This window comes from Shewanella sp. 125m-1 (assembly GCF_052977065.1).
Map to the genome: position 1 here is coordinate 78,802 of NZ_JBRILT010000013.1, position 16,202 is coordinate 95,003.

General features: G+C 42.0%; 11 protein-coding genes and 1 pseudogene. 6 read left to right on the forward strand and 6 right to left on the reverse strand.

Going from position 1 to position 16,202, the window contains the following annotated elements; all coding sequences use genetic code 11:
- Window positions 1-195: 195 nt before the first annotated feature.
- The 3 genes from ACVBIK_RS08355 to ACVBIK_RS08365 form a co-directional block, all read right to left on the reverse strand.
- Window positions 196-1,590 (reverse strand): glutamate decarboxylase, encoded by a 1,395-nt coding sequence (locus ACVBIK_RS08355; protein ID WP_447160651.1) that lies wholly within the window; start codon window positions 1,588-1,590, stop codon window positions 196-198.
- Between the two features lie 987 nt (window positions 1,591-2,577).
- Window positions 2,578-2,784, reverse strand: coding sequence for a hypothetical protein (locus ACVBIK_RS08360; RefSeq protein ID WP_447160021.1), 207 nt, complete (start codon window positions 2,782-2,784; stop codon window positions 2,578-2,580).
- Window positions 2,785-3,133: 349 nt separating this feature from the next.
- On the reverse strand, window positions 3,134-3,586 hold the full coding sequence (locus ACVBIK_RS08365) for a YaiI/YqxD family protein (RefSeq protein ID WP_447160022.1): 453 nt from the start codon (window positions 3,584-3,586) through the stop codon (window positions 3,134-3,136).
- Window positions 3,587-3,828: 242 nt separating this feature from the next.
- Here ACVBIK_RS08365 and ACVBIK_RS08370 point away from each other — a divergent pair, with 242 nt between their 5' ends.
- From ACVBIK_RS08370 to ACVBIK_RS08380, 3 genes are all read left to right on the forward strand, one after another.
- Window positions 3,829-4,506, forward strand: coding sequence for a DUF2461 domain-containing protein (locus ACVBIK_RS08370; protein ID WP_447169461.1), 678 nt, complete (start codon window positions 3,829-3,831; stop codon window positions 4,504-4,506).
- 228 nt (window positions 4,507-4,734) lie between these two features.
- The gene (locus tag ACVBIK_RS08375; RefSeq protein ID WP_447163639.1) at window positions 4,735-6,084 is read left to right on the forward strand and encodes an RsmB/NOP family class I SAM-dependent RNA methyltransferase; all 1,350 of its coding nucleotides are present in this window, start codon (window positions 4,735-4,737) and stop codon (window positions 6,082-6,084) included.
- 220 nt (window positions 6,085-6,304) lie between these two features.
- Complete coding sequence (locus ACVBIK_RS08380; protein ID WP_447163640.1) at window positions 6,305-6,484, forward strand: hypothetical protein; 180 nt, start codon at window positions 6,305-6,307, stop codon at window positions 6,482-6,484.
- A gap of 91 nt (window positions 6,485-6,575) precedes the next feature.
- Here ACVBIK_RS08380 and ACVBIK_RS08385 read toward each other — a convergent pair whose 3' ends face one another.
- Together ACVBIK_RS08385 and ACVBIK_RS08390 are read right to left on the reverse strand one after the other, a co-directional pair.
- Entirely contained in the window at window positions 6,576-8,267 is a 1,692-nt protein-coding gene (locus ACVBIK_RS08385) for a sensor domain-containing diguanylate cyclase (RefSeq protein WP_447169462.1), read from the reverse strand.
- Window positions 8,268-8,731: 464 nt separating this feature from the next.
- Entirely contained in the window at window positions 8,732-9,271 is a 540-nt protein-coding gene (locus ACVBIK_RS08390) for a YfaZ family outer membrane protein (protein WP_447160027.1), read from the reverse strand.
- Window positions 9,272-9,685: 414 nt separating this feature from the next.
- On the opposite strand from ACVBIK_RS08390, the pseudogene ACVBIK_RS08395 reads away from it, so the two are divergent.
- Window positions 9,686-10,768: pseudogene (locus tag ACVBIK_RS08395) on the forward strand (DUF4382 domain-containing protein).
- Between the two features lie 183 nt (window positions 10,769-10,951).
- Window positions 10,952-11,434, forward strand: a complete 483-nt coding sequence (locus tag ACVBIK_RS08400; protein ID WP_447160029.1) for a glutathione peroxidase — start codon at window positions 10,952-10,954, stop codon at window positions 11,432-11,434.
- 1,819 nt (window positions 11,435-13,253) lie between these two features.
- On the opposite strand, the gene ACVBIK_RS08405 is transcribed toward ACVBIK_RS08400, so the two are convergent.
- Complete coding sequence (locus tag ACVBIK_RS08405) at window positions 13,254-15,041, reverse strand: M1 family metallopeptidase (protein ID WP_447169463.1); 1,788 nt, start codon at window positions 15,039-15,041, stop codon at window positions 13,254-13,256.
- A 142-nt stretch (window positions 15,042-15,183) separates the two neighbouring features.
- Here ACVBIK_RS08405 and ACVBIK_RS08410 point away from each other — a divergent pair, with 142 nt between their 5' ends.
- The gene (locus ACVBIK_RS08410) at window positions 15,184-16,068 is read left to right on the forward strand and encodes a collagenase (protein WP_447160031.1); all 885 of its coding nucleotides are present in this window, start codon (window positions 15,184-15,186) and stop codon (window positions 16,066-16,068) included.
- The last annotated feature ends 134 nt before the right edge of the window (window positions 16,069-16,202 follow it).

The window sequence follows — 16,202 nt, forward strand, 5'->3', positions numbered from 1 at the left end:
CTGTCGCAAAGGAGTCGGCGCAGCAGCTGATCTCAAAGCTATTAATAACCAAAAAATAAAAATGATAGAATAGAATACGAAGGGGGTTATCGGCGAAATAACTAATAAAGAATTAATCGTTCAGAAAGGTACATCACGATAGAGCGGACTAAGCTGTATAAAAAAGGCCATCTTGGTAGATGGCCTTCAAATTAGTTAACCGTGATTAAAGCCGGATGACTCTTCAGAATCACTATTATGAGAAATAGGATGCTTAGCAAAGAACTCAACACAATGCTTTAAGTCTACTACGAGCAAGTCTGCTTGGTCGCGGCTAAAGCCATGACGAACCAAAATACGCATAATGACAAGGTCTTCTCTTTTCGGTGGCATAGCATACGCCGCTATCTGCCAACCTCTAGAGCGAATACGATCCGAGAGATCAAATAAGTTGAATCCAGGGTCAACCCCCTCTTTTAATGACCAACTCATCGCAGGGATCCCGCCATGACCATCATAGATAATTTCGAACATACCCAACTTTTCAATCTCACTCGACAGGTATTGAGCTGTGTCATAACAAGACTGATGGATCTTTCTGTAGCCTTCTTTACCTAAGCGTAAGAAATTATAGTATTGAGCCACGATCTGCCCACCAGGGCGAGAGAAGTTTAGCGCGAAGGTCGGCATGTTACCGCCCAAATAATTCACGTTAAAAATTAGGTCTTGATCTAATGCTGAAGCATCTCGCCAAATAACCCAACCTACACCTAGAGGGCTCAAGCCAAATTTATGCCCTGATGCATTAATTGACTTAACGCGTGGAAGTTTAAAGTCCCATTCGAGATCCGGTTGACAAAATGGCGCTAAAAATCCACCACTAGCAGCATCTACATGAATAGGAATATCAAGACCGGTATCTTGCTGGAGTTTATCGAGTGCTTCATGCACCGCTTTTACTGGTTCATATTGACAGGTGAAGGTGACGCCTAAAGTGGGAATAACACCGATGGTATTTTCATCGCATCGCTTAATCACTTCTTCAGCATTCATAATTAAGCGATCGCCTTCCATCGGGATCTCACGTAATTCAATATCCCAATATCGAGCAAACTTATGCCAACACACTTGCACCGGGCCACAAACCATATTGGGTTTATCAGTCGGCTTACCCAAGGCTTTCATTTTCTTGCGCCAGGCCCACTTAAGCGCCATACCGCCTAACATCGCCGCTTCGCTTGAACCGGTAGTCGAGCAACCTAAAGTATTTTCCGCATCCGGTGAATTCCATAGATCTGCGAGCATATGCACACAGCGGGCTTCAAGTTCTGCTGTTTGAGGGTATTCATCTTTATCGATCATATTCTTATCGATACATTCATCCATCAATTGATGGACTTCATCTTCAACCCAGGTTTGACAAAATGTTGCTAAATTCTGGCGAGAGTTCCCGTCCATCATTAGCTCATCGTGTACAATTTGATATGCATGACGAGGATTATTTTCCTGATCAGGCATCTTATATTTCGGCATAGATAATGCTAAATCTGTCGATGAGAAAATATCATCGAGAAGGTCGTCTCGCACAGAATCTTTTGCATGAAGAGGCATTGTATTTTACTCCATTGAATTAAATAAAATTTCCTACTCGCTGGTGATGCACAGCTGACCTAATCAACATAGAAGATAGTTAGACAGTCTGCAATACACAATTGAAAAAAAATCAAAAATAATGACCTGACTTTAATATGAAAAACCACATTAAGTTAAAAACGCAGCAACAAATAACACCGCTGAAACCAAGAGTGGTTTTTTCATCTAAAAAGGAAACCTTGAAATAACCTTAAGGCAACCATACAGACCAAAGATACAGCTTAATTTACAACCAACTAAACAGCTAGTAATTAGAATATTTTCTATCAACAGCTGGTATGGACTCATCTAATTAACAAGACTCACTTCAGTATTTTCTAACTAGGCTTAAACCGAACAGTATAAAGAAGTGATCGACTCAGAGTGTTTTAGCACACTAATTCAAGGCAAATGAATGTGAAATGCTCGTCCTTTTTTGCCCCGCCATGCAACGAAGAAGTAAGCAGCCCAAAATACGCCTACAAGGCGATATTAAGCACTTCTGATGTGTACGAGCTTAAATCTAGATTAACTATGCTCGTGGCGAGCAGCATGAACTTGTATATCTCTGACATACATTAAGACACTTAATCCACAGGGACTGTGTGACTGTGGGACAGGGAAAATGCCTTTAAAACGCAGGAACGCTTCAGAGCGTGGAGGTCAGTTGCGTAAATGTCGTTAATGCTGCCTTATATAGTTATAGTTATGGTTATGGTTATGGTTATGGTTATGGTTATGGTTATGTGAGGCAGAGTAATGCAGGAGCCGTTACCGAGGAGTAATTAATATTCTTGCCCAGAAACGCTGCACTCTCGCAAAGCGATCACATCTTTATACTGATTGGTATCATTCAAGAAAGCCGTTTTCAATTAATCATTGGAATTATCTCAATGATTAATGGGCTTCAGGGCTTCCCCATTAGATGGCGTACTTATTAAGCCTCTAAGCATTGATGAATCGCCATTAAGCATCTTCTTCATGCATATAGCTTTCAATTAAGGTAATTTGCTCAGCGAGTTGCTCCTCAATCTTGACTAATCTATAGCAACCATGTGGTAATGTTTCGAGCCTAATGCTATCACCAGCTCCGATGTTCAATTGCTCCACGACTTCAGCCGGTAATATTAAGCCTAGATCGGTACCTATTTGGCGGATTTTAATTTCGGTCATTTTGCTACCTACTCTATGAAAAGTACCTCAAGCCATTCATTGCTAATACACAGAACAACTATCCACGTACTATTATCAACTTCGATTACTGACATTATAGTAAAAGCTAATCAGCTCGCCTGGACAGTTTTCTTATCTAACATAAAATCGACAAAATACGACTGATAAAAAGTGATTCGCTGCCTCTACAAAAAATCATCTCCTAAAAAAGCATTAGGGCTAAAAACTAAAAAAGGAGAGCTATTTGCTCTCCTTTCACACTTTCAAATATTATTAAACATCTCTAGCATTCGTTTGCCGCTACTATCACTTAGTCACTTAGTCATTTAGTCATTTAGTCATTTAGACGTTAGGGCTTATGATGTTTGGTAATAAACCGATCTAACTGATTACCGAATGCTTGCTTATCACTCGCACCTATCGCAGCTGGCCCACCCGTTTGAACGCCACTGGCACGCATAGTGTCCATAAAATCACGCATATTTAAAATTGATTTGATGTTTTGCTCGGTATAGAGCTCGCCGCGAGGGTTGAGTGCCACACCGCCTTTGTCGATAACTTCTGACGCCAGTGGAATATCTGCTGTGATCACTAAATCACCTGCGGTTAACAGTTTGACGATTTCATCATCGGCCACATCAAAGCCTGAAGAAACAGTAACAAGGTTGATATAGGGAGATGGCGGTATACGCATCCAATGGTTAGCCACCAGCGTTACTTCTACTTTGGCTCTGTCTGCCACTCTAAATAACATCTCTTTAATTACACCCGGACACGCGTCTGCATCGACCCAAACTTTCATTACTGCTCCTAATTTGTTCTTTATAGATGACCGATTTAATGATTGAGCTATGACAGGCAATATGCCATGTCGCTAGGCCCAAGGCTTGAGATCAAGTACAGGCCAGATTTAATCAGCCACATTTTAACAGCTATCGCCCTTGAATGAGTAGCAACAAGTACATTGACTAAGTTAGTATTTATTCTGACTGGTATTATTTAACAGCTTCATCTTTCCCCCATCAACCAAGGTTGTGTTTTCGAATGAGCGTATTTACTCCTGAGTGTTTTGATTTTTTAAACGAGCTTTCAGTCAATAACGATCGAGAATGGTTTAAGGCGAATCAAGCTCGCTATGAGGATAATGTACGTACACCTGCGCTAACATTTATCGAAATGATGCAGCCACATATACTCGCACTTTCACCCAGATTAACCGCAGTCCCGAAAAAGGTGGGTGGCAGCATGATGCGACCGCAACGAGACAGTCGTTTTAGTAAAGATAAAACCCCCTACAAAACCAATGTCGGCATCCAGTTTAGGCATTTTCAAGCCAAAGATGTGCATGCCCCCGGTTTATACCTTCATCTAGCCAACGATAGCTGTTTTATCGGGGCTGGAATTTGGCAGCCACAATCACCAGCCCTAAACGCTATTCGCAGTTGCATTGATGAAAACCCCAACGGCTACAAAAAAGCACTGCGGGAATTCACTCACTATGACTTTGAAATGCAAGGCAGCCAACTTATTCGACCACCGAAAGGTTATGATAAAAATCATCCTTTGCTTGATGAGCTAAAGCGAAAAGATTTTATCGCAATAAAGCCGCTAACTATCGAGCAAGTGTGCGCACCTGACTTTGTTGAACAATGTGCGAGTGAGTTTGTCTCTTGTCAGCAGTTGATGCGCTATTTGTGCTTCGCATTAGATTTAGATTACTAAACGAATAAGCGAATCATTAGAGTCAATAACCTCAGTATCGATAGCGGTGGCTCGTCACACATTCAAGTCGCACCGGGTTGAGTCTGTTACTATTAGCTACTTTCTCAGTTCATTAGCAAATACCATGAGGCGTTTCTATTAAGCGCCTCTACACTCAGCAACAATCTCTGCTACAATTGCGCCAGTTTTTATTTCCAGCCCAATACAGGCTACTTCAGGCACACTCTAATGATAGAACCGTCATCATCTCCTCAAGATGCTTTCCAAGCACAATCTCCGGCGCAAAAACGAGCGTTAAGCTATAGCAATACCATACATCAGCTCTTTTTAAGTGTGATGCATGAAAAACTGCCCGCCGACCGCATTGTTGGAGAGTACTTCAGAACCAACAAGAAACACGGTTCTAAAGATAGACGTGTCATTCGAGAAAGCCTATTCGCACTGTTTCGATGGTGGGGTTGGCTCAAGCAGATCCACACTAGCGAGCAACAAGATCCTAGCTGGTTTGCCTGCTTAGCAATAGTGGCGGAGTTAGAGGCTCATAAATGGACTCAGTTTAGCGATGCCTGGCGTGAATTTGCCAATCAGTCAGAGCAATTTAACTTAAGTGCCACAGAGCAATTGTTCCCAAGTATCGGTGAAAAGTGCCAACGAGTAAGACAGCAGCTCAATGATGACAGCATTAATGAGCAACAACTATTACCTCAATGGTTTTGGCAAGTCGCTCAAACTGATCCCACAAAACAACTCGCAATTGTAGAGGCTATGTGCACTCGCCCGCCAATTTGGGCTCGCGCGCAAACACTAACCCAACAGCAACTTATCGAGTCACTTGCTACCGATGACGTTACCGCTATCGCCAGTGAATACTTTGATGATGCAGTAAGCCTTGGACATAAGAGCATTAACCTCAATGCTATTGGCGCCTATCAACGCGGTGAACTAGAGATCCAAGATCTAGGTTCACAAGTCATTGGCCGAATTTGTAACCCTAAAGCTGATGAAAAGTGGTGGGATACCTGTAGCGGTGCCGGTGGCAAGTCACTACAACTACGCTCATTAATGCTTAAGCAGGACCATGAGGCTCGCGGTAGCATCGTCTCATCAGATATTCGTCGAAAGCCGTTAGAGGAATTAACCAAACGTGCTAAACGTGCAGGTTTTAACGCTATAAGTATTGCTCCGTGGAAGAGTGAAGCACTGCCAGTACAAGCCGAGTCTTTCGATGGTGTCTTAGTCGACGCGCCTTGCAGCTGCACAGGCACATGGCGACGTAACCCAGATATGCGTTGGCTCGATGATGCAAGCGTGGTGACAGATAAGCACACCCTGCAATTAGATATATTAAGTCGCAGTGCTAAGGCCGTTAAGCCGCAAGGACAACTCGTGTATGCAACCTGCTCGCTCTCGCCGATTGAAAACGAGCAAGTGGTCAATGCCTTTTTGCAATCTAACCCTGAGTTTGAATTACAAACATTGACTCACCCATTCACCGGTGAGCAAGTCAACATGCTGACTATCTGGCCTCAAGAGGCCGACACTGACGGCATGTTCGTTGCAAAAATGTCCAAACGATAACCGTCGTTAGCGGGGCTCTTTGCCTTCAAAGACATTTTCAATCCAGATGTTTCAATAAAAACGCCATCTCTTGTATGGCGTTTTTTTTCGAGCAATATTCTCACCTGTATTTCGTCATTTACTTGTCACTTTAATTCGCTAAAATCAAACAGAAACTAGGCTGGCTTGCCATAATCACAGCCCGCTTAAAACAAGGTTAATTAAGACTGGAATTTAGAGCATGAGAAATACATACGATTTTGTTCAAGACAATGACTGGGATGATGATTTTGGTCCAGATTTAGATGAAATCAGCAAGAGTAAGCGTAAAAAGCAGCGTCGACGAGAACAGAGAAACAACTCTAAACGCGTTGATAATGATACTGAGTTTTCACCTTATAACGGCAATGAATTAGTTTAAAGAAGCCAACTAAAACTAAGTTTACAGGCTCTTTCTCTCTAACGATTGATTAAGAGCTGTAAACGTCTAATTGTAAGGCGTAACACTCAGCCTATATTTGACTTAAGCTTTGTGCATAACGTTCTCGGCGCTTAACACTTTGATCTTTGTATAAACGCTGCTCAGCTTGCCTTAGCCATTGACTGCTATCATTCACATCCGTATTTAAGCTAACACCAAGATGGATACTCATATCACTATAATGTTCGATTAAATAACCAGATTGGATCCGTGAAACTCGCTGCTGTATCTTTTGCAACAACTCAGCCTCACACACAATAACGAAACTATTGTCTGCTATGCGATAGGTATCGATTAACTTACTGTCGGTGTCGGTGTCGGTGTCGGTGTCGGTGTCGTCATAAGCCTGACGGAGATAATCAGCCACACCACAAATAACCTTATCGACCTCATTATGACCCAGCTTTCGAGTGAGTAGCGTCACCCCCTCTAACGACACTAAAACCAAACATAATTGATTCGATGCTTGAGCACCAAAAGGGATCCCCCTCTGCATACCTTCATCAAATGCAAAACGATTCGGTAATCCTGTGAGCTTATCGGTGCGGGCATTTTTCCTAGCGACTTCTAATGTTTCGATGTGGCGCTCTTTCTCTTCGGACAGCAGACGAATTTTATAGGCTAACGCAAATGATAATAACAACGCATCGGCAGTACCTCCCACTAAAGTAGCCAGTTCTGCGTTATCAAAAAAATCAGGTGTCAGCCCCATATTTCCCGGCAAGATAAGTACTGCCGGTAACAGCAAACAAGTAAAGGCTAACAAGAAATATCGCGCTGGGGGAAACCCTTTTAATAGACAGACATTACCACAAACCATCGCCAACCCTATCCATAACATGATCAATACTGAAGCGATTATCGCCGTATAAGAGACCAGGTATATACTCGTTGGCAGGGCTATAATACATAACCACATTAGCCCTAAGCTTAGACGCCATAGTTTCGGTGACAACTCAGCAAGCTGCAAAAAGTGTATGTAAAATAATATATTAAATATTGGTAAGCTAATAAAAAACAGGTGGTGTAACTCCAAGCCATGAAAATCAAACAGGTGTGCAGGTAGATGAAAAGTGAGCGCCCAGCCAACCAAATAACATAAAACGTAACAAGCATAATAAAGAAATGCTTTATCACGAATAGACACAAAAATGATCCCGTTATATAGCGCAATAAACAGTAATCCACCTAAACAAAGAATAATAAACAAGGCATAGAGATCTGACTGGTGCTTATGTTCTTGGTATTGTTGAACTTGCAGTTTCGGCTGAGATGAGAAGTAACGACTATTGACTCGAGCAACCAACCAGTAATTAACACCTATGTTCATCTCTACGCTTCTTGCGTAATCAAACAAGAACTCGTAAGGGGCATAATAACCACTGCTGAAATATTGAGTTGAGCCGTCCTCGCCGATTAACCAATAATCGACGGACTCAATAATAGAATTTTTGACATTAACCACCCAGTGCGTGTCATAGCTGTTAACCATAACACCTGCCACCATCCAGTAGTCACCACCATTAAGAGATACGCTACCGAGTGTTTTTTTTGTTTCCAACCAAGAGATAGTCTGCTCAAAATCTTGTGGCGCTTCATCTTCTGCTTCGGCACTAAAAATTATGGTCTGTTCGAGCATGGCTTCTTGCTGAGCATAACTCACATCACTCAATCCAAATACTGACAGTAACAGCAGAAGTCGCATTAATATTTTTATTGGCATTAACCAAGTAACCTATCAGTTTTATATCGGTCGAAGGATGCGTTAACTCGCACTTAAGCAACAAAGTGTGACAACAGTTTACATAAACAACAAATAAGCAGCAATTCAATTAACTGGCTCACGCTCGCCTATTTCACTTAAGGTTGAAGTTTTGAGCGCTGCTCACAAAGAGGCATACGCGGTTTGAATGCACAGCTTTGTGCAGCCAAGAATGGAGTAAGTTATAACGAGGAAAACTCTAGCTCCAAAAAAGCATAACTGATTGATACAAATGAAATTGGCCCGATGCGCAATAGGAAAGTAAGAAGTTTATCTGCTCTGGTCTTGAGGCAGTCTTGATATGGTATTGATATGGTATTGGTATGGTATTGGTATGGTATTGATTTATATTAGAATCGCTTAGGCTCGCTCATGGCCAGCCTAAGCAGGGTTAACATCTCATAAAATCGAGAGTAAGCCGTTCTTTAGAACGATGCTTTTGCTCCAATATAGAAGCCCGAATCTAGCGTCGAATTTGATGCATTATCATACTGCAGACGAATATTTCTATAACCCGCAAATAGGGCTAACGCAGGGTTAAGTGCATATTGCACCTTACCATCTAACTGCCAGGATCCATCGATATCGCCAAATGATAATACCGAAGGAGAATAGTAGCCCGAACCATGAAGAGACACATTTGAGCCTAGGTGCATGGCATAACGCCCGCCTATCCCGACAAAATTGCCATTACTGCTGCGCTTCGACCACACTTGAGAAAACTTGGCGCCTAACTCAAATTGGTGGATCCCAGCGTCATGTTCAATATGCATCGCACCAGACAACATTTGCCCGCCCGTATCAGCATAGATATATTCAACAGATGCATTAACATCTTTATTGACATTAAACTTCAGCTCGGTCGACAACATGTCGTCATTAAGCCCAAAGGTAAAGTCTGTCGCATAGGCATTGATAGACAAAGCACTCAGTAAAAGTGTTGCCATTAAGGTTTTAGCTGTCATTTATGATCCCGAAACTTGTAAACTTTCGGCAAGCATACACAAAGGATTAGCGCTTTTTTATATAAACCTTGTCTGAAACCTTGCTTTTAAATGAGCGTCAACACAAATCAAACCAATAGGCAACAAGCAAAACTTAAGTAACACATCCGCATCCAGATGTAACAAATCAAGAAATGTTAATTTTGCCTGTTAATTCTTTATGTTAGCGAAAGCGCTAGCACTACAGAAATCTTTTACTGAAAAAGGCTAATCTCGTTTTCTTAATGTGATAATTTAAGCCCCGCTTTATCGATTATTCATCCTCAAAGCCTTTACCAGCTTAGGATTGAAACAAGTCTAGTTGAATTTAAAAAACGCGATAATATTAGGCAACAACTATACTAAGTTATTAGAAATAAATGCTTTGGAGTACAGATGAAACAGTTAACATTATCCCCTCTCGCAATGGCTATCACCATGGGCTTGATATTATCAGCTTGTGGCTCCGACGGTGACGCTAGCAACCCAGTGCCAGATCAAGGCATATTTAGCCTTGGGGTGTCAGACAATCCAGCAGACGCAAACATTGTTAACGTGGCTTTTAAGCAAGTTGTGTTAAAAAACAGTGACGGTGCGATCTAATTCGATGTTTCCACGGATGATGACGGGCTACAGCACGTCGATCTGTTAAGTTTTCAGGGGCAAGCCGTTGAAACTCTAGTCAGTGGCCAGTCCGTTCCTGTAGGTGAATACCAGATGTGTATTTACATGGAGAATAACACCATCTCTAGCGATGACAGTTCCTACGTACTTAGTGGCGCAACTGAAAATGAAAATGGTGAGTTTGTTGGTGGTGACATTGAAGGCTTAGTCACCAACAGTAATGGTTCTTGTGGCGGTATTGGCGCCGAGGAAGAAAACACGGGTCGCCTCTTCTTCAATAAATCATTTACTATCGCAGCGGGTAACAATAACTTTGTGGCTGAGTTCAACCTCGCTAAAGGCCTTCAAGCGCCACATGGCAATAAAGAATATTGGACACTAAAACCCACTTCAGTGCAGCTCGTTAATGCATCTGAGGTTGGTGCTATTCAAGGTCAGATCAGCCAACAAACCATGACCAACTGTGAAACTAGCGCTGGAGGCTCAGTGTTTAGCCCTGCGGTATACCTGTACCCAAGTGAAACAGAGCTGGATCAGATGGCAGATTTTAGAACCGGTCCAAATATTTTAACTCAGGTCGCCCCCATCACATCAGCGAGAGTTAACCCTATCCTAGATGGCAGCGATAATGTCACTGGTTATGAATACGAATTTGGCTTTGTGGTCGCCGATACCTATAGTCTTGGGTACACCTGCCTAGCACAAAACGATGATCCAGAAGAGTCTAATGTGCGTGAACCTGATGATGGTAGCCTGCCATTCTTTATTGACTCAGCAGAGCAAGCTGTCACTGTGACCGCTGGCGAAACGACGGAACGCAACTTTCCCGAGTCATTTGCCCCTGTAACACCTTAAGTCCCACTTTAGTACAGCGATTAAATAACCACGATAAAGGGCGCTCATAGCGCCCTTTCACTCTCATTTTATTGCTTACTTCAAGGGTAACAATCAGCAGCGAGTTGTTCATCTTCCATCAAACTCATTGCACAAAAGTAAAAAATGTCGATAGAGTATGACTAACGACACAAGGAGAAAATGATGACAAGTTCAATTTATGATTTTGCAGTTAAGGATATTCAGGGGAAAACGGTTTCACTGGCGGACTTTAAAGACAAAGTCGTCTTGATCGTCAATACTGCCAGCGAGTGCGGTTTTACCCCTCAATATAGAGAGCTTGAGGCTTTGTACCAGAAACTTCAATCGCAGGGGCTTGTCATACTCGGGTTTCCCTGCAACCAGTTTGGTGAGCAAGAGAAAGGGGATAGCCAAACCATTAGCTCATTTTGTGAATTAAATTTTGGCGTGACGTTTCCACTATTTGAAAAAATTGAAGTCAATGGCACTAACACGTCACCTCTCTATGCGTATTTAAAGCATTCCGCTAAAGGCTTACTCGGCTCTGAAAGAGTAAAATGGAACTTCACTAAATTTCTAGTCGATAAACAGGGCAAAGTAACCCAACGCTTCGCACCAACCACTAAACCGATGGCGATTGAAGCTGATATTTTAAAACTACTGTAGCTCTTAAAATTAGCTCTTAAAATTAGCTCTTAAAATTAGCAGCTTAGAATAATCTTAAAAAAAGATTAAATATTACACGTTATTTTTTGAACTTTAGCGAAATACTCGCCTCTAACTTTTTGAGCATTGAGTTTTTCATGTTCATCATTCTCCCTGGGGCTTCTAGCGCAGCCCCCTTGATCTCAATGTAGATCAATCAGGCAACCCCTTGGGTTGCCCTTTTTTTTGCTCGTCATTGGCTGTTTTGAAAATATTTTTGAAAATATTTGAAACCCAACTGAACTAATCTAAAATTTCACACTCTGACTATATGAACCGATTCTCGTTAAGTGAATATTTAAGTCTTGAGGCTTTAGATGTTGGCTTAACCTTAGTTTCATTGTTCATCATCATTCCCTTGGCATTCCCATTAGGTTTGCCCTTGGAGATAAACGGTTAGCTAGCGCATAAGTTGTTTATTTCTACTTAGATATTGTTATGGCAACCTGCTTAGGTTGCCATTTTTTTATCTGCAACTTGAAGAAATCCACCCCGCAATCATACCAATCAGTATAGGAAAGCGATCGACTACTCTAGCCGCTTATCAGCGCCTCAGTGCATAATCCTTCTCTTAAGAATAATCTATCTCATGGCTTAGCACTGCTAGTTATTCCCCACAACACCGTCATTGAAAACCGTCACAAAGAAAACCTGATGAGTCTTAGTCTTTAACATTTACCTTTAAAAAGTCTTTGACAATAGCCGCTAAAACGATTGAGTAAGCTCAATCGGCACCTAATCCTTATCTTTAATTAACATCATAAAATCAGCGATTTAATTAAAAATTATGCGCGCGCGGGAAAATAAATTCAGACAAATTGCAACTTATGAGGAACTAACTCAGATTTATCGACTCTGATTATATGAACCGATTCTCGTTAAGTGAATATTTAAGTCTTCAAGGATTTAGATGTTGGTTTAACCTTAGTTTCATTGTTCATCATCATTCCCTTGGCATTCCGATTAGGTTTGCCCTCGGAGATAAACGGTTAGCTAGCGCATAAGCTGTTTATTTCTACTTAGATATTGTTATGGCAACCTGTTTAGGTTGCCATTTTTTTGCCTGCAACTTGGGTGAAACCCGAGTACTCAACGCCATAAAGTGCCTCTAGCCTCTAAAAGTGAATCTCTTTTCTAATAATGCATCTCTTTATAGTCACTCTGTTTTAATCCCTTTTTCAAAATACTTTTTTCTTAACGCCTTTTCTTAATGCCTTTTGGGGATATATTTGTTCAATAGGTTCGCAGAGTAATATGCCGGTCATGGCCTAACACTGCAAGTTAATCCTCGCAATACCGTCATTGAAAACAGTCACAGAAAAACCTGATTAGTCTTCGCCTTTAACACTAGCCGCTGAAACGATTGAGTAGAATTAACACCAAACTATTAGCTTCAATCACGTCAATCACGTCAATCACTATCTAGCTTTTAATTTTAAATTAGCGCTTGAAATCGGAGTTTCAATTATCCTTTTAAATTAGTAGCTTATGTGAATAATATTTCGATGGTGGAAAATAAATGCAGATAAATTGCAACTTATGGGGAACTAACTCAGATTTATCGACTCTGACTATATGAACCGATTCTCGTTAAGTGAATATTTAAGTCTTTAAGACTTTAGATATTGGTTTAACCTTAGTTTCATTGTTCATCATCATTCCCTTGGCATTCCAATTAGGTTTGCCCTCGGAAATAAACGGTTAGCTAGCGCAAGAGCTGTTTATTTCTACTTAGATATTGTTATGGCAACCTGATTAGGTTGCCATTTTTTTTGCTTTTTTACTTACGTTTCAGTAGTTGATCTAACATCACCGCAATCGAAGGGTGATAGCCATCTCGTGCTTTAGCATATATTTGCTGTACTTGACTCTCAAACCCAGCCTTAATGAGCTCTGCGTAAAGTGGTTTCACAAACTTGCCTCGACCAATTTTGATAAGGTATGCGCTCACCGCATCGAGCACCTGCTCATAGCGGTTACGAATAGCGACTCTAAACCAATCACAGGCGATCTCTGCATTGGTTGTCTGTGTTAGACCAAAGGTATTATCTAAATCGGCCAAGGCGTCATGGGACAATTGCTGCGGTAAGTTGGTTAAGAAGTACTGCCAATGATGCACGCGCCAGCCCTCAGTCATCAGGCTAGAGGCACTAGCGCCATCATCAAAGGCACGTAGCGCCATGGTCACCTTATCTAAGCTGGTTGATTTTGGCTCAACAAACCAGCTTGGCATGCCTTCACCATAAATCCACTCCATCATCTCAGCTTCACTGATCTTATCGGCGTGAGTTTTTAACAACGTTTGCTTAGCATACTCAACAAAGGTTTCGGTAGTGATCGCTTCAAATGCAAAGGCTTGCACGTAATCATATAAAAATGCATCAAACGCTGTTCGCCCAAGACGCTTTTCAAGATCATGAACAAACATCGAGGCTTTATCGTAGGTAAATCGATTAAAAGCTTCATTAGGATCTTGCTGCTGCATATTTGCAGGTAGTGTCTGCGCTTTTATTGCTGTCGTAGAAATCGCCTCTTGCAGACGACCATTTTCGAGTACCACTTCAAGCTCAGCGAGCTCTTTACCATAAACCTCTTCAACAATACGATTAGTAAAATAAGTGGTAAAGCCTTCATTTAACCAAAGATCACGCCACGTCGCATTACTCACAAGGTTTCCGGTCCAAGAATGCGCCAGCTCATGAGCAACTGTCGAGACTAGACTCTTATCACCCGCAATCAAGGTCGGGGTCATAAAGGCCAGCCTAGGGTTCTCCATGCCACCAAATGGAAAGCTAGGCGGCAACACTATCATGTCATAGCGACCCCACGGATACGGCCCGAGCAGCGACTCTGCAATCTCTACCATACTTTCCGTGTCTTCAAACTCTGCTACCGCAGCGCCAACCACTTCAGGCTCAGCATACACACCTGTTCTAGGGCCTAATTCACCAAACGCTAAGTCACCAACTGCAATAGCGAGCAGGTGGGTAGGCATCGCTTTTTCCATGGTAAAACTAAATTGCCCCGTTAATGGCGCATTAGCATCATTCATTGCACTCATCACCGCTCGCATGCCTTTTGGCGCATTAATTACCGCATCAAAGGTGATTCTCGCTTTGGGTGTATCTTGCAAAGGGATCCAACTACGGGCGTTAATGGGTTGCGACTGACTAAATAAAAACGGTAAGGTCTTGCCACTGGTTTGTTGCGGCGTTAACCATTGTAGGCCTTGCGCCCCCGGCGATGTACGGTAATGGATAACCACACTCGCTACACTTGCTGAAAGTTGAATATTAAGTCGTTGCCCTAAGATCTCATCTTGCTTATCCAGGGTAAATGCTAATGCTTGTTGAGAGTCAGAGTAAATCCCTTCGATGGTTAGATCACGGGTATCTAACCATAGCTCGCTTGTCTGTTTGTCAATGTAATCTAGCTGTAATTCGACCTGCCCTGCTAATTGCTTAGTATCAAAATCCACATCGAGTAAGAGCGACAAATGCTTAACTCTGACCTGTTCGGTATTCGCAAACGAGTGGTAATCATGATTATTATCCCATTGCTTTAACACGGCATATCCTTTTTAAGTAACTGATTATTTGATTGCATTTTAACGCTATTTGATGTGAATTAAAGCCCAGTTTGACATCAATAGAGCTAAATGAAACACTTGTGAATATTGTATGCAAAACTATAAATCAGAGAAAGCCTCAATGAAAAATAAACATGCCTTACCCGTCCTTGCTTTTATGTCACTACTTCCTACAGTCGTTCAAGCTGATGAAAACGCTAGCCTAGAGAGCGTGTTAAACCAAAACCATGCCTGTAGTGATACTATCGTTATTCGCTCGCAAGCCTTAACAAAAGATCAGATCAGCTCTGCGTGCGAATTGTTAGTAAGACAGGAAACTAACTTCCATAAACTATTTGGCACACAAAACAAACCTGTTGCCGATGACAACAATCACAGCATGCGTGCCAATGTCTATCACTCAAGGGAAGATTATGTTGATCATGTCACTAACCACTTCGACGTGCCTAGCGACAACGGTGGCATGTACTTAGAAGGCTTGCCTTGGAAGAGCGATAACCAAGCTGAATTTGTTGCCTATGAGAAAAAAGGCCAAGTCTGGAATCTAGCACATGAATATGTGCATTACCTCGATGGTCGTTTTAATCTCTACGGCGATTTTTGCCTCTCACTACATGACTCCCACAGTGGCCCAGAGTATTGCCCTAAGCCTGCGCCGCTTTACCCACACACGGTTTGGTGGAGCGAAGGTGTCGCTGAGTATATATCCCTTGGTGATAACAACCCTAAAGCCCTGGCTTTAATTGGCAGTGAACAAAGCTACACCCTGAGTGAGATCTTCAATACAAGCTACGAGCAAAATGGCGGCACCGATAGAGTTTATCGCTGGGGTTACTTAGCTGTGCGCTTTATGATTGAGAACCATAAAGATAAGGTTGATACCATGCTTGGCTTTACTCGAAAAGGTGACTACCCACGTTACCAGGCATTGCTGGCGGGTTGGGGAACAGATATGGATGCTGAATTTGATGTGTGGCTTAAACAGCTTAAAGCTGCGCAAAAGTAGTTACCTCTATTAGCAATGATAGCGCAGGCTAAAGAAATCATTAAAAAAGGCCTCTATTTAGAGTAATGCCGATCATTTAGCAGTTTATTGATCGGTTGACCGATCTTTATAAGATGGCAAAATCCGAGTGTTTT

Coding starts and splice junctions, on each gene's coding strand:
- ACVBIK_RS08390 (WP_447160027.1), bottom strand. CDS start 9,271: ATGACAGCTAAAACCTTAATGGCAACACTTTTACTGAGTGCTTTGTCT.
- ACVBIK_RS08360 (WP_447160021.1), bottom strand. CDS start 2,784: ATGACCGAAATTAAAATCCGCCAAATAGGTACCGATCTAGGCTTAATA.
- ACVBIK_RS08380 (WP_447163640.1), top strand. CDS start 6,305: ATGAGAAATACATACGATTTTGTTCAAGACAATGACTGGGATGATGAT.
- ACVBIK_RS08370 (WP_447169461.1), top strand. CDS start 3,829: ATGAGCGTATTTACTCCTGAGTGTTTTGATTTTTTAAACGAGCTTTCA.
- ACVBIK_RS08410 (WP_447160031.1), top strand. CDS start 15,184: ATGAAAAATAAACATGCCTTACCCGTCCTTGCTTTTATGTCACTACTT.
- ACVBIK_RS08365 (WP_447160022.1), bottom strand. CDS start 3,586: ATGAAAGTTTGGGTCGATGCAGACGCGTGTCCGGGTGTAATTAAAGAG.
- ACVBIK_RS08375 (WP_447163639.1), top strand. CDS start 4,735: ATGATAGAACCGTCATCATCTCCTCAAGATGCTTTCCAAGCACAATCT.
- ACVBIK_RS08355 (WP_447160651.1), bottom strand. CDS start 1,590: ATGCCTCTTCATGCAAAAGATTCTGTGCGAGACGACCTTCTCGATGAT.
- ACVBIK_RS08400 (WP_447160029.1), top strand. CDS start 10,952: ATGACAAGTTCAATTTATGATTTTGCAGTTAAGGATATTCAGGGGAAA.
- ACVBIK_RS08385 (WP_447169462.1), bottom strand. CDS start 8,267: ATGCCAATAAAAATATTAATGCGACTTCTGCTGTTACTGTCAGTATTT.